The sequence below is a fragment of the Embleya sp. NPDC050154 genome (genome assembly GCF_044460165.1).
Lineage (GTDB): Bacteria > Actinomycetota > Actinomycetes > Streptomycetales > Streptomycetaceae > Embleya.
Window position 1 is genome coordinate 1 of record NZ_JBITJP010000037.1, and the last position, 13,603, is coordinate 13,603.

7 protein-coding genes and 1 pseudogene are annotated in these 13,603 nt (G+C 70.8%); 1 reads left to right on the forward strand and 7 read right to left on the reverse strand.

Going from position 1 to position 13,603, the window contains the following annotated elements:
• Positions 1-172: 172 nt before the first annotated feature.
• From ilvC to ACIBSV_RS45405, 6 genes and pseudogenes are all read right to left on the reverse strand, one after another.
• Positions 173-1,171, reverse strand: a complete 999-nt coding sequence (gene ilvC / locus ACIBSV_RS45380) for a ketol-acid reductoisomerase (RefSeq protein WP_395873462.1) — start codon at positions 1,169-1,171, stop codon at positions 173-175.
• 138 nt (positions 1,172-1,309) lie between these two features.
• Positions 1,310-1,837, reverse strand: coding sequence for an acetolactate synthase small subunit (gene ilvN / locus ACIBSV_RS45385; RefSeq protein ID WP_020556335.1), 528 nt, complete (start codon positions 1,835-1,837; stop codon positions 1,310-1,312).
• Positions 1,838-1,879: 42 nt separating this feature from the next.
• Positions 1,880-3,652: pseudogene (locus tag ACIBSV_RS45390) on the reverse strand (acetolactate synthase large subunit); the annotation flags it as partial.
• 340 nt (positions 3,653-3,992) lie between these two features.
• Positions 3,993-6,746: a putative bifunctional diguanylate cyclase/phosphodiesterase gene (locus ACIBSV_RS45395; RefSeq protein WP_395873389.1), complete on the reverse strand. Its 2,754-nt coding sequence runs from the start codon at positions 6,744-6,746 to the stop codon at positions 3,993-3,995.
• 620 nt (positions 6,747-7,366) lie between these two features.
• Positions 7,367-8,938, reverse strand: coding sequence for a DUF2079 domain-containing protein (locus tag ACIBSV_RS45400; protein ID WP_395873390.1), 1,572 nt, complete (start codon positions 8,936-8,938; stop codon positions 7,367-7,369).
• An 89-nt stretch (positions 8,939-9,027) separates the two neighbouring features.
• Entirely contained in the window at positions 9,028-9,969 is a 942-nt protein-coding gene (locus ACIBSV_RS45405) for a 2-hydroxyacid dehydrogenase (protein ID WP_395873391.1), read from the reverse strand.
• Between the two features lie 142 nt (positions 9,970-10,111).
• On the opposite strand from ACIBSV_RS45405, the gene ACIBSV_RS45410 reads away from it, so the two are divergent.
• On the forward strand, positions 10,112-11,218 hold the full coding sequence (locus ACIBSV_RS45410; protein WP_395873463.1) for a PQQ-dependent sugar dehydrogenase: 1,107 nt from the start codon (positions 10,112-10,114) through the stop codon (positions 11,216-11,218).
• A 9-nt stretch (positions 11,219-11,227) separates the two neighbouring features.
• Here ACIBSV_RS45410 and ACIBSV_RS45415 read toward each other — a convergent pair whose 3' ends face one another.
• Positions 11,228-13,006, reverse strand: coding sequence for a hypothetical protein (locus ACIBSV_RS45415; protein ID WP_395873392.1), 1,779 nt, complete (start codon positions 13,004-13,006; stop codon positions 11,228-11,230).
• Between the last annotated feature and the right edge of the window lie 597 nt (positions 13,007-13,603).

A 13,603-nucleotide genomic window follows, 5' to 3' on the forward strand; every position in this document is an offset into this window, starting at 1 on the left:
CACGAAGTCACGAGCGAGGCGCCGCTTTTTTGCGGAGGAGCGAAGCGGGGGAGCAAAAAAGCGGCGCCTCGCGAGCCGGCGACGAAGTCGCCCAAAAAGCAGCACCCCGGACCGATCCCGGCCCGGGGCACTTCACACCGCCGAAGCGGCAGGCAACACGTCGAGTCGAGGATCAGCCCTCGTTCGTCACCCAGCTCATCATCTTGCGGAGCTCCTTGCCGGTGGTCTCCAGCTTGTGCTCGGAGTCCGCCTTCACGTACTCCTTGTACTTCGGCAGACCCGCCTCGTACTCCGCCATCCACGCGGTCGCGAACGAACCGTCCTGGATCTCGGCGAGCACCTTCTTCATCTCGGCCTTGGTGTCGGCCGTGATGATCCGGGGGCCGGTGATGTAGTCGCCCCACTCGGCGGTCTCCGAGATGGACCAGCGCATCTTCTCCAGGCCGCCCTCGTACATGAGGTCGACGATGAGCTTCAGCTCGTGCATGCACTCGAAGTAGGCGATCTCCGGCTGGTAGCCGGCCTCGACCAGGGTCTCGAAGCCCGCCTTGACCAGCGCCGAGGCGCCGCCGCAGAGCACCGCCTGCTCACCGAACAGGTCGGTCTCGGTCTCCTCGGTGAAGGTGGTCTTGATGACGCCGGCACGGGTGCCGCCGATGCCCTTCGCGTAGGAGAGGGCGAGCGCCAGGCCCTGGCCCGACGCGTCCTGCTCGACCGCGACGATGCACGGCACGCCGCGACCCTCTTCGTACTGCCGACGGACCAGGTGGCCGGGGCCCTTGGGGGCGACCATGCACACGTCGACGTTGGCCGGCGGCTTGATGAAGCCGAACCGGATGTTGAAGCCGTGCCCGAAGAACAGCGCGTCGCCGTCCTGCAGGTTGGGCTCCACGGCTTCGGCGTAGACCTTCGCCTGGACCGGGTCCGGGGTCAGGATCATGATGACGCTCGCCTCGGCGGCGGCCTCGGCGGGAGTGACGACCCGCAGGCCCGCCTCCTCGGCCTTGGCGCGGCTCTTCGAGCCCTCCAGCAGACCGACCCGCACGTCGACACCGGAGTCCCGCAGCGACAGCGCGTGGGCGTGACCCTGGCTGCCGTAGCCGAGCACCGCGACCTTGCGGTTCTGAATGATGGACAGGTCGGCGTCGTCGTCGTAGAACAGCTCGGCCACTTCGGGGTTCTCCTTCAAGACTGGGTTTTCGGGGCCACGCCCCGCTCGTCATCTTCGCAAATCACGAACGAACCGCGTGCCGCCGGTTTGAAATGTGGACCATGACGGTCCGTCAGAACCGAGGTCCGGACATATCCGTCAGGCCGAGCGCTCCACCGACCGCAGCGAACGGTCGGTGATCGAGCGGCCGCCGCGGCCGATCGCCACGACGCCGGACTGGACGAGTTCCTTGATGCCGAACGGCTCCAGCATGCGCAACATCGCGGCCAGCTTGTCGGGGCCGCCGGTGGCCTCGACGGTGACCGCCTCGGGCGAGACGTCGACCGTCTTGGCGCGGAAGAGCTGGACGATCTCCACCACTTGCGAACGCGTCTCGTGGTCCGCGCGCACCTTGACCAGCAGGAGCTGGCGCTGCACCGACGCGGGCGGATCCAGCTCGACGATCTTGAGCACGTTGACCAGCTTGTTGAGCTGCTTCGTGACCTGCTCCAGCGGCAGTTCCTCGACCACGCTGACCACGATGGTGATCCGCGAGATGTCCGGATGCTCGGTGGTGCCGACCGCGAGCGAGTCGATGTTGAAGCCCCGACGCGAGAACAGCGCGGTGATCCGGGCGAGGACACCGGGCTTGTTCTCGACAAGGACCGAGAGGGTGTGCTTGGACATGATCGCTGGACTCCTATGCCTTCCTGATGCCCTGTCGGCCTGTCAGTCGTCCGAGTCGCCGAAGTCGGGACGCACGTCGCGCGCGGCCATCACCTCGTCGTTGGAGGAACCCGCCGCGACCATCGGCCACACCATCGCGTCCTGGTGGACGACGAAATCGATGACCACGGGAGCGTCGTTGATCGACATCGCCTTGTGGATGATCTCGTCCAACTGGTCCGGGCTCTCGCAGCGCAGCGCGACGCAGCCCATCGCCTCGGCGAGCTTGACGAAGTCCGGCAGCCGGCGGCTCTGCAGGTCGGTGTTGGAGTAGCGCTCGTTGTAGAAGAGCGTCTGCCACTGGCGGACCATGCCCAGGGTGCCGTTGTTGATGATGGCGACCTTGATCGGGATGTCGTTGACCGCGCAGGTGACCAGTTCCTGATTGGTCATCTGGAAACAGCCGTCGCCGTCGATCGCCCACACCGTGGTGTCCGGCATGCCGGCCTTGGCGCCCATCGCGGCGGGCACCGAGTAGCCCATGGTCCCGGCGCCGCCGGAGTTGAGCCAGGTGTACGGCTTCTCGTAGCGGATGAACTGCGAGGCCCACATCTGGTGCTGGCCGACGCCGGAGGCGAAGATCGTGTCCGGGCCCGAGATCGCGCCGAGCCGCTCGATCACCAGTTGCGGCGACAGCGAGCCGTCCGCGGGCACGTCGTAGCCCAGCGGGTAGGTCTCGCGCCAGCGGTTCAGCGCGGTCCACCACTCCTGGTAGTCGCCGAACCGGCCCGCCTCGTGCTCGGCCTGGACCGCGACCACCAGGTCGGCGATCACCTCGCGGGCGTCGCCGACGATCGGCACGTCCGCGGTGCGGTTCTTGGAGATCTCGGCCGGGTCGATGTCCGCGTGCACGATGGTGGCGTACGGCGCGAAGGTGTCCAGCTTGCCGGTGACCCGGTCGTCGAAGCGGGCGCCGAGCGCGAAGATCAGGTCCGACTTCTGCAGCGCGGTGACCGCGGCCACCGTGCCGTGCATGCCCGGCATGCCCAGGTGCTGCGGGTGGCTGTCCGGGAACGCGCCCAGCGCCATCAGCGTGGTGACCACCGGCGCGCCGGTCAGCTCGGCGAGGATCTTCAGTTCGGCCGACGCGTGCGCCTTGAGCACCCCGCCGCCGACGTACAGGACCGGGCGCTTGGCCTCGCTGAGCAGCCGCGCGGCCTCGCGGATCTGCTTCGCGTGCGGCCGGGTGACCGGGCGGTAGCCGGGCAGTTCGGGGGTGCCGTTCCAGACGAAGTCGGTGGTCGCCTGGAGCGCGTCCTTGGAGATGTCGACCAGGACCGGGCCGGGCCGGCCGGTGGAGGCGATGTGGAACGCCGCGGCGATCGTCGGCGCGATCTCGGCCGGGTCGGTGACCAGGAAGTTGTGCTTGGTGATCGGCATCGTGATGCCGCAGATGTCCGCCTCCTGGAAGGCGTCCGTACCGATCGCGGCGCTGGCCACCTGACCGGTGATCGCGACGATCGGCACCGAGTCCATGTGCGCGTCGGCGATCGGCGTCACCAGGTTGGTCGCGCCGGGGCCCGACGTGGCCATGCACACCCCGACCTTGCCGGTGGCCTGCGCGTATCCCTCCGCGGCGTGACCCGCGCCCTGCTCGTGCCGGACGAGGATGTGGCGCACCTTCGTCGAGTCCATCATCGGATCGTAGGCGGGAAGAATCGCGCCCCCGGGGATGCCGAAGACCGTGTCCACCCCTGCGGCTTCCAGGGAGCGGATCAGCGCTTGGGCTCCTGTCACCTGATCGGTCATGCTTTCGTCTCTTCTCGATCTGAAGTCGGCATATCGAGTGGGGCGCGAGGCCCGGACCCGTCGGACTGCAACAAAAAACCCCCCGTGCCGTTAGGCAAGCGAGGGGGGCGCGCGAACCGACTCGGTGGTCAGTGCACGCGCTTCTCAAGTACGAGGATGCGGGTCTGCATGCCCGCGACTCTCCCTCCGCGCCCGTGTACGTGTCAAGCCGGCTCTTCACGCGTCTCATTATTCGAGACTCTTTGTCCAGGACTGACGGGACGTCATGGTTTCGGCCGGCCCCGGTGCCGCCGCGGACACCCCTGCGGTCACCACCTCGGACACCGACCCGGACGCCGGCGCCGCTCGGGGCCCGCCGCGGCCACACTCACAGCTGCGACCTGGGCACCTGGACCGGCAGCGGCGCGCGCGCCTCCGGGAGCGGCTCCGGACGCGGGCCGCGCACCGCGCTGTTGCCCAGCGGCGTCTGGCCGAGCACATCGAAGATCGTGTCCCCGGACACCGCCGGGTGGAACCAGTTGCCCTGCCCCCGCTGACAGCCCATCTCGCGAAGTATGTCGACCTGCGCGTGGCTGTCGATGCCGGCCGCCACCAGGGTCAGTCCGGATTCCAACCCGAGGCGCACGATGGTCGAGGTGAGCACGGTCAGGTGTGGACACGTGCCGACCTCGGCGACGAACGAGCGGTCGATCTTGAGTACGTCCACCGGCAGTCGGCGCAGGTAGGTGAGCGAGGAGTGGCCGGTGCCGAAGTCGTCCAGGGACAACCGCACACCCAACCGGCGCAGCACCGCGATCCGGCTCAGCAGCAGTTCGTCGCCGTCCGGCAGCACGTTGTCGGTGATCTCCAGGGTCAACGCGCCGGCCGGCAGATCGGCACCGCGCAGGGTCTCCTCCAGCACGTCCAGGAAGCCGGGGCCGGTGAGTTGGCGGGCCGCCAGGCCGACCGTGACGCCGATCTCGTGCCCGGCGGCCCGCCAGGTGGTCGCGGCCAGCGCGCTCTCCTCCAGCAGCCTGCGGCCCACCGCCGAGAGTCGGCCGTCCACGCCCGCGGTCAGCCGGACGTGGTCGGCCCGGCCGGGCACCACGCCGTCCTCGACCCGACACAGCGCCGCCTCCACGTCGCGCACCCGACCGGTGTCCAGGTCCACCACCGGTTGGTACGACACGGCCAGCCGGCCGTCCCGGTCCACCCGCCGGCGCCCGGCGGCGCGGGCCGCGCGGCGCTCCACGTCGGCGTCCATGTCGGGGGTGTAGACCTCGACCCGGCCCTTGCCGCCGTCCTTGGCCCGGTACATCGCGGCGTCCGCGTGCCGCATCAGGTCGGCCGGTGCGATGCCGGGCGCGGAGAAGGCGATCCCGATGCTCGCCGCGACGCGTACCTCGCCGTCGGCGATCCGGTACGGCGCGGACAGCGTGGAGAGCAGCCGTTCGGCGATCTCCCGGATCGCCCGCGGGGTGGGGTCGCCGACCAGGAGCGCGGCGAACTCGTCGCCGCCGAACCGGGCCACGGTGTCACCGATCCGAACCGCGTGTTCGAGCCGGCGCGCGGCCTGCACGAGCAGTTCGTCGCCCGCGGTGTGCCCGTAGTTGTCGTTGACGGCCTTGAACCCGTCCAGGTCGACGAACAACACCGCGATGGTGGGGGTGATCCCGCGCCGCTGGGCCAGCGCGTGCTGGATCCGGTCCTCGAACAGGGCCCGGTTGGGCAGGTCGGTGAGCCGGTCGTGGAAGGCGTCGTGCTCCAGTTGGGTCTGCAACTTGATCCGGTCGGTGACGTCGCGGCTGTTGAAGATCAGCCCGTCGCCGTAGCGGTTCACCGCCGATTCGGTGTGCAGCCAGGTGCCGCCGGCCGAGCGGATCCGACATTCCACCCGCACCATCGCGGTGTCCGCCTCGCCCACCGGCACCGCGCCGTCCAAGAACGCGCGTAGTTCGCGCTGTACCCGCGCGCTCTCCTCGGGATGGATGAGCAACTCCAGCCGGGTACCGACCAACTCCTCGGGCTCGAACCCGTACACCCGGCGCACCGCGTGGCTGACGTACTGGAGCACGCCGTCGCTCGCCGCGATCATGATCACATCGCTGGAGCCCTGCACCAGGGACCGGAAGTGGCTCTCCTTCGCCGACAGTTCCTGGGCCATGAACACGTTGTCGACGAGTGTGATGCCCTGCCGCAGGACCAGGGTGACCAGTACGGTCGCGCCGACGCCGAGCACCACCTTGTCCGGCGCGTGGCCGGCCACCGCGCCGCCGAGCACGCCGGCGGTGCACACCGCGGCGGCGATGTAGGGGGTGAGCGCGGACAACATCGAGATGGTGCGGTGTCGGGGACGCTCGTGCGCCTCGACCCGGTCGCCGGTCCACGGCGCGATCGCGAGCAGCAGGCTGCCCGCGAACCAGCCCGCGTCCAGCAGTCCGCCCGAGCGGTAGCCGCTGTTGAGTCCGGGTGTGGTCCACAGCGCGTCGCTCATCACGGTGACCGCGAGGCCCACCAGCGCCAGGTTCAGTGCCGCGCGATCTCCCGAACCGGCCCGAAAACGCAATCCGAGGACCATGCTGATCATCAGGATGTCGAGCACCGGATAGGCGAGGGTGAGCACGATCTTGAGGATGTCCGAGCGATCCCCGTTGGTACTGCGGGCCAGCGCGAGACTCCAGCCGAGCGTGAACAGCGAGCCCGCGATCAGCCACCCGTCCAGCGCCATGCAGGTCCACGCCGCGATGCCGCGCGGGCGCTGCGCCACCAGGAGCAGGCCCACGATGGTGGGCGGCGCGAACAGCAGGAAGATCACGTCGGTGGGACCGGGCGTGGGCACCGGGACGTCCAGGACGACCTCGTACCAGCCCCAGATCCCGTTGCCGAGCGAGACCATCGTGGCGGAGAAGGCGAACAGCGCCCACGACAACCGGGCCCGACCGGATTCGCGCACGGCCTTGAGCGCGCAGGAGATCGCCGCCACGGCCGCCGCGGCCGCCAGGCCGAAGTCGCCCATCGCCAGCGACAAGGTCGGATTGCCCCAGCCCTGGAGCGCACCGATCGCGTACACGAGACACAGCGGCACGATCAGATACTTCAACTGCCGCTGCGTAGGGGTGTCGGCCAAGATCAGCAGCCGCACCGGGTCGTCGTGGCTCGGCCACTCCGGCAGTGGTCCCCCGGCATTCCGCACTCCCCTCTGCCCGAAGTCGCCGCCACGGCGCTTCATGGCACTGCACCGGCCCTCACACCCCAGCCGTGAGGCGGGGCGGTCGGCGCCGGCGCGACGGGGGTGCGACACCCGACCGTGCGCGTCTCTCAACGCCCCACGACTCGGACGATACACCAACCCGTCACTGTGAGCTTGTCTTACTCAACACAGAGTAACTAATGATGGCCGGCATGGGAGTCCCTTCCCGTGCATTTGTGACAAAGTCCCGACACTGGACGGAAAAAGGGGCTCTGATCAGGGCAAACCTGGGAGTTTCAACGATCGCCCGGCGGCCTTCGCGGGGTCCGGAAGGCGGGCCGAGGCCCCGCCGGGGGCTCGGCGGGGCCTCAGTGCGGCCTCGGTGGGGCCGGATCGGTGGGCACTCGGGGTCGGCAACGCGGTGCGGTCCGGCGACACGCGCCGGCGACGGAGAACTCGGACGGCCGAGCGTGTGACCGGCGCGGAGGGCGCGGGCGGGTCGCTCGGCCGTGGGCACGGGTGGGCGCTCGACCGCCCTCGGATTTCGTGGCGCCCCCGGTCGGGTGCCCGGTTCAGTCGCGCTTGAGCAGGACCGCGCCCGGTTCGCGCGCCACCTCGGTGAAACCCTGCCCGATCAGGTGCGCGATCCAGTAGCGGGCCCAGTCCTTGTTGTTGCCCCACACCTCGATCGCCGCGTACCCGCGCCCGGGCAGCAGGGTCGGGAAGTCGGTCACCCGCCCCGCCCGCGAGACCAGTTGCGGCGAGAAGCTCATCGTGGCCGACACCGTCGCGCCGTCCGGAACCCGGTCGAGCACCTTGTGCGCCGAGCGCACCCGGTCCGGCACCATATAGGTGCGCTTGTGCAGCAGGTCCATCAGCGGGAAGTCGCGCGCGAACGCCAACGACACCGCGAGCGGGACGATCGCGGCGTGGACCGCGTACCGGCGCAGCCAATCCACCCGCGACGCGCGCAACCGGACCACACCGTCCACGAACGCCGCGAACACGATCGGCATCAGGACCGCGCTGTAGTGGAAATACGTGCCCCAGTAGTACTCGTTGCTGGAGGTGAACCGCCACAACATCGTCGGCACGATCATCGCCAGGATCGGCGAACGCAGCGCGATGAACCCGGTGGGCAGCAACAGCGTGAACAGCGTCATCCACTTCACGCTGGGCAGCACCATCGACATGGGCAGTTCGATGACCAGCTCGGAGATCGGCACCCGGCCCAACGGCGTGGTGGGATCCGCGTTGCCGGAGCGCTGGCTGGAGTCGAGGTTGCCCCAGAACGCGTACGTGTCATTGGGGTTGATCGCCGGCAGCAGCACGAAGATCGCCAGCACGAACGCCGACGCGCCGATCAGCACGTGCGCCGCGGCCATCTTCCAGCGGCGCAGCAGCAACAGCGGTACGGCCGCGGCGGCGAAGGTGAGCCCGAGGTCCTCCTTGACCAGGATCAGCGGCAACCACCAGGCCATCGCCGTGAGGTACCGGCCGAGCAGGAAGCGGTCCAGGCCGAAGGCCAGCAGCGGTACCGCGAACGCGATCTCGTGGAAGTCGAACGAGACGGCCGACTGGATGCCCCAGGACAGGCCGTACGCGATGCCGAGCGCGGCCGTGCCCCACGGGCCGAACGCGCGCGCGGCGATCCGGGTGATCGGCACGACCGAGATCGCCACCAGGAACGCCTGGGCGACCAACAGCGTGCTCGGACCGGGAAAGACCCGGTAGATCGGACCGAGCAGCGCCAGGATCGGGTGGAAGTGCTCGCCGAGCACATTGAAGTCCGGCGTCCGGATGTCCGACACGGGCGCCTCGAAGTTCGAATACGCCCGGACCACCTGCTCGAACAGACCCAGGTCGTAGGCGTGCGTCTCCATCCGGCGATGCCGCAGCAGCGAGTGCGTCGTGTAGATCACGAAGAACAGCGCGGCAAGCAGGTACGGCAGGGCGCCCGAGCCGATCCGTCGCCTGGCCCGCTCGACGACCGTGCGCAATCCGTGGTCGTGTTCACCCGTTCGGGGAGCGATCACCGCCGGTTCGACGACCGCCGGGGCGGCGGGCGCGGCGGCCGCCTCGGCGGTGTCGAGGGCCTCGAACCGCCTGTGAACAGCGCCGGGCGCCGTCCCCCTGTCTTTCATGTCTCTCCGTCCGGGTCGGCGTGCGCGGGCACACCGTACCGGTGTCGGCCCTTACTCAAAGCAGAGCGCGACCGGACGGTTTTTGTTGCTCAATCGCGCACGACGTTCGCCGGAGTCACCCCTTCGGACCAGCGTTCGAGCTGCTCGCGGATCAGCCGCAGGGCACGTGGGAGGAAGGCGGACGAGCTGCCGCCGACGTGCGGGCTGATCAACGTGCCGGGGGCGAAGCGCAGCGGGTGGTCGGCGGGCAGCGGCTCGGGATCGGTGACGTCCAGCGCCGCGCGCAGGCGGCCGGCGTCCAGTTCGGCGAGCAGCGCTTCGGTGTCCACGACCGGGCCGCGCGCGACGTTGACCACGAGCGCGCCGGCCGGGAGCCGGGCCAGGAAGTCGGCGTCGACGAGGCCGCGGGTGTCCTCGGTGAGCGGAACCGTCACGATCACCACGTCGGCCCGCGGGAGCAGTTCGGGCAGCTCGGCCATCGCCCGGACCGGTCCGTGCGCGCCGGCCCGGGCGCTGCGGGCGACCCGGACCACGTCCACCTCGAAGCCCTGGAGCCGGCGGTCCACCGCTTCGCCGATCGCCCCGTACCCGAGGATCAGCACGCTCTTGTCGGCCAGCGCCGGATAGAACCCCGACCGCCACTCGCCCGCGTCCTGGCCGCGCACGAAGGTCGGGATGTCGCGCAGCGCGGCGAGGGTGAGGGTGATCGCGAGTTCGGCGGTGCTGGTCTCGTGGATGCCTCTGCCGTTGCACAGCAGCACACCGGGCGGCAGGTACGGCAGCACGTGTTCGTAGCCCGCGGTCAGCGTCTGGATCATCCTGAGCCGGGGCATGTCCGCGATCCGGGCGAGCGGTTCGCGGTCGAAGGTGTACGGCAGGACGTACAGCTCGACGTCGGCGGCGGTGTCCGGCACCGGGCCGTCGAAGCCGTCGTAGACGTCGACGATCGAGGAGCCGCCGCCGAGTTTGCCGGGGAGCGGGGCGAGTTGTTCGAGGGTGTACGGAACCCAGATCCTGCCTTCGGTGACCATGGCAGGAACTCTAAATGTCGTGTCGGGCCCCTCCCTCGCGGGCCCGGGCCGCTTAGGGTCGAGGTAACCCGAGAAGGTGGTGTTTCCGGTGCGCACACGCCGTCCCAAGGCTCGTTGGCCCGCCCTGGCGCTCGCCGTCGCGATGGCGGCCGGACTCACCGCGTGTGGTGGTGACGGCGGCTCGTCGGACAGCAAGGCCACACCGGGTGGCTCCTCCGCGCCGGTGGCCGGGACGCAGCCGCCGAACGTGCCGGCCGGGCCGACCGCGGCCAAGGTCGCCGAGCCGGTCGTGGCCGGCGAGTTGGCCCGGGATCTGAACACGCCGTGGGGCGTGGCGGTGCTGCCGGACAAGGACGCGCTGGTGTCCTCGCGCGACACGGGCACGATCACCCGCTTCGGTCCGGGCACACCGACGCCGGTGGTGGTGGGCACGGTGCCGGGTTCGGTGCATCGCGGGGAGGGGGGTCTGCTCGGGATCGCGGTGTCGCCGAGCTTCGCGACCGACCACTTCCTGTACGCGTACCTGACCACGGAACAGGACAACCGGATCGTCCGGATGACGTACGTGCCGGGGCAGCCGTTGGGCGGCCCCGAGGTGCTGGTCTCCGGGATCCCGGCGGGCTCGAACCACAACGGCGGCCGGATCGCGTTCGGCCCCGACGGCATGTTGTACGCGGGCACCGGCGAGGCCGGCCGCAAGGCCCTGGCGCAGGACGTCTCCTCGCTCGGCGGCAAGATCCTGCGACTCACCCCGGACGGCAAGCCGGCGCCCGGCAACCCGTTCCCTGGCTCCCCGGTGTGGAGCCTGGGTCACCGCAACGTCCAGGGCCTGGCCTGGGATTCGACCGGGCGGCTGTGGGCGGGCGAGTTCGGCCAGGACACCTGGGACGAGCTGAACCTGATCCGCTCCGGCGCCAACTACGGCTGGCCGGAGGTCGAGGGCACCGGCGACGACCCGCGGTACATGAACCCGGTCGCCCAGTGGGCCACCGACGACGCCTCCCCGAGCGGCATCGCGATCCTGGGCGACGTCGTCTACCTGGCCGGCCTCAAGGGCGAACGGCTGTGGCAGGCCCCGATCCTGGGCTCCACGGTCGGCACGCCGAAGGCGTACTTCCAGGGCAAGTACGGTCGGCTGCGCACGGTGCTGGTCGTCTCGGGCGAACTGTGGTTGACCACCAGCATGACGGACGGCCGGGGCAGTCCGCGCAAGGGCGACGACCGCGTCCTGCGCCTCGTGTTGAACTGACCGCCGGGGTCAACCGGCGGCGGCCGCGCACAGGTCGGCGAGTTCGGTCAGGGTGCCCTCGAAGTCGGCGGTCAGGCCGGCCAGGATCACCCAGGCCTCCGGGTTGGGGCCGATCCGCTTGCCGAGTCGGGCCAGTGCCGGGCGGGCGCTGCCCGGGGCCCAGTGGTAGGCGTCGATCGCGACCAGGGCCTCGAACGCGTGCCGGGCCGGGCGGGCGTACCGGACGACCTCCTCGGCATCCAGCTCGCCGGAGGTGACCGCGGCGACGAGCCAGGAGTGCCACGGATCGAGCGGGGTGTCGCGAAGCCGGTCGGCGGGTGGCCGGCGGTGCTCGGGTATGGGCGGTTCGGCACGCGGTCCCCGGTCCCAGCGGGCGCGCAACTCCCGTAGCGGGGTCGGGTCCTCGGCGGCCAACGCGGCCTGCGCGGTGACCCTGATCCGCTCCGGGAACAGCTCGCCGTGGCGGCCCAGGATGTCGGCGGTCACGCTCGGGTCGGCGCGCTCCCACAGGCTCAGCACGATGTCGATCCAGTCGATCCGGCGCAGCTTGCGGGCCTCGCAACCCGGCAGCGCGTGGTCCACCAGCGCGGGATCGCCGGACAGCGCGTACGCCTCGGGCTCGCCGCCGAAGGGCGGCTCGTTGAGCAATTGGGCGCGCAGCTCCGGGTGCATCGGGACGCGGGGGCGGTCGGCCCGGCGGCCGGCGTAGATCTCGCGGCGCAGTTCGGCGGTGACGCCGGAGCGGTTGTCCACCAGGAGTCGGTCGAGCCGGTCGTCGCCGAGGTCCTTGAGCAGGCCGGCGTAGTGTCGGCCGATGCTCTGGTGCTCGGCGAGCGCCGCGAGCAGCGCGTGGTGTTCGCAGCGCAGCGCCGCGTCGGCGACGTTCGGCAGCGGCGGGACGTTGCCCGGGAGCAGCGCGACCGCCGCCGCGTCGTCGAGGTGCGGTATCAGGGTGGTGAGTTCCTCGGCGGTGAGCCGGCGGAGCAGGAAGGCCATGGACGGCCGTACGGCCGCGGGCACCCGGATGGCGGCCTCGCCCGTGTGCGTCCTCGCGTCCGCGAACAGTTCGGGCAGGGTGCCGGCGTGGCGGCCGAGGGTGCGGGCCACGTGCGCCCAGGCGGCGGGGTTGGTGCCGAGCGTGTCGACCACCTCGGGCCGGAGCAGTTCGTGGATGGTGGTCTCGCCGGTGACGTAGGCGTGTTCGCGGGAGACCACGGCGAGCACCTGGGCGGCGACGCGCGCGGGTCGCATGCGGTCCAGGATCTCGCGCGGCGCCAGCACACCGGCACGCAGCGCGGGTCCCACCTGGTCGAGCGCCTCGGTCCGGGTGACGGGCACATCCGGCCGGTGCAACACGCTCACGGACCCGGCGCGGCGAGCGGTGTACGCGAGCAGCGGATGCGCGCGCAACAGGGCGAGCTTGCGCTCCACCGCCACCCCCGCGCGCCGCAACTCCCGGCGCCCCAGGTCGAGTACCTCGTTCGGACCGCCCGGCGGATCGAGGACCTCGTCCTCACCCTCCGGCGGAAACACCCAGGCCACCACCGGATACCCACCGGCCTCGATCAACCGACACAACTGCGCCGCGGTCAGCCGCGGATTACCCGCGGCCCGCACCACCTCTTCGGCACTCCCACACGCGGCGATCGCCTCCACCAACGCATCCGACAAACACACCTCACCCCCCACCCAGGCATCCGCCCCCCGCACCCCCACCAACCGCGCGAACACCCCACCCACCTCGTCCGCGCCCAACTCCCGCAACACCAGCCCCAACCCCTGCCCCATGACTCCCCTTCCCTCCGCCCCCACGCTAACCCCCACCACCCCCACCCCCTCCGCCCACCACCACCCCGCCCGCACCGGCGACAGACGCGTGCGCGGGGGACGCGGCGCAGCAGCAGCGGAGGCGGAGGCGGGCCCGGACGCGCCCGCAGACGCCACGGCATCGACAGAGCGAGCGGTAGCGGTCGTCACGAGCGCAACGACGTCGGCGACACACGCGGCAACACCCGGCACGAGAGGTAGCGAACACGAACACAGCACCGGCGGGCGGAGCGGCGACGGTTGGCGCCGTCGCAGCGGACGCGGCCGTCGCGGACGCCACGGCATCGACGGCGCGAGCGATAGCGGTCGTCACGGCCGCAACAACGTTGGCGACACACGCGGCAACACCGGACACGAGAGGCAGCGGACGCGGCCACAGCACCGGCGGGCGGGCGCGACAGGTTTTCAAGGCGGAGTCGTAAATCGGCCCGGCCCCGAGAATCAGTCCAACGCGGCGGGAAGCGCACTGACGCGGCCGTCGCGCGCAATGGTCAAGGTGACCCGCGGCCTACCCCCGAAGCCCAACCCCCCGGCGCGTCAGCGCCCCCGACCCCCGCC

Coding starts and splice junctions, on each gene's coding strand:
- ilvN (WP_020556335.1), bottom strand. CDS start 1,837: ATGTCCAAGCACACCCTCTCGGTCCTTGTCGAGAACAAGCCCGGTGTC.
- ACIBSV_RS45400 (WP_395873390.1), bottom strand. CDS start 8,938: ATGAAAGACAGGGGGACGGCGCCCGGCGCTGTTCACAGGCGGTTCGAG.
- ACIBSV_RS45405 (WP_395873391.1), bottom strand. CDS start 9,969: ATGGTCACCGAAGGCAGGATCTGGGTTCCGTACACCCTCGAACAACTC.
- ACIBSV_RS45410 (WP_395873463.1), top strand. CDS start 10,112: ATGGCGGCCGGACTCACCGCGTGTGGTGGTGACGGCGGCTCGTCGGAC.
- ACIBSV_RS45415 (WP_395873392.1), bottom strand. CDS start 13,006: ATGGGGCAGGGGTTGGGGCTGGTGTTGCGGGAGTTGGGCGCGGACGAG.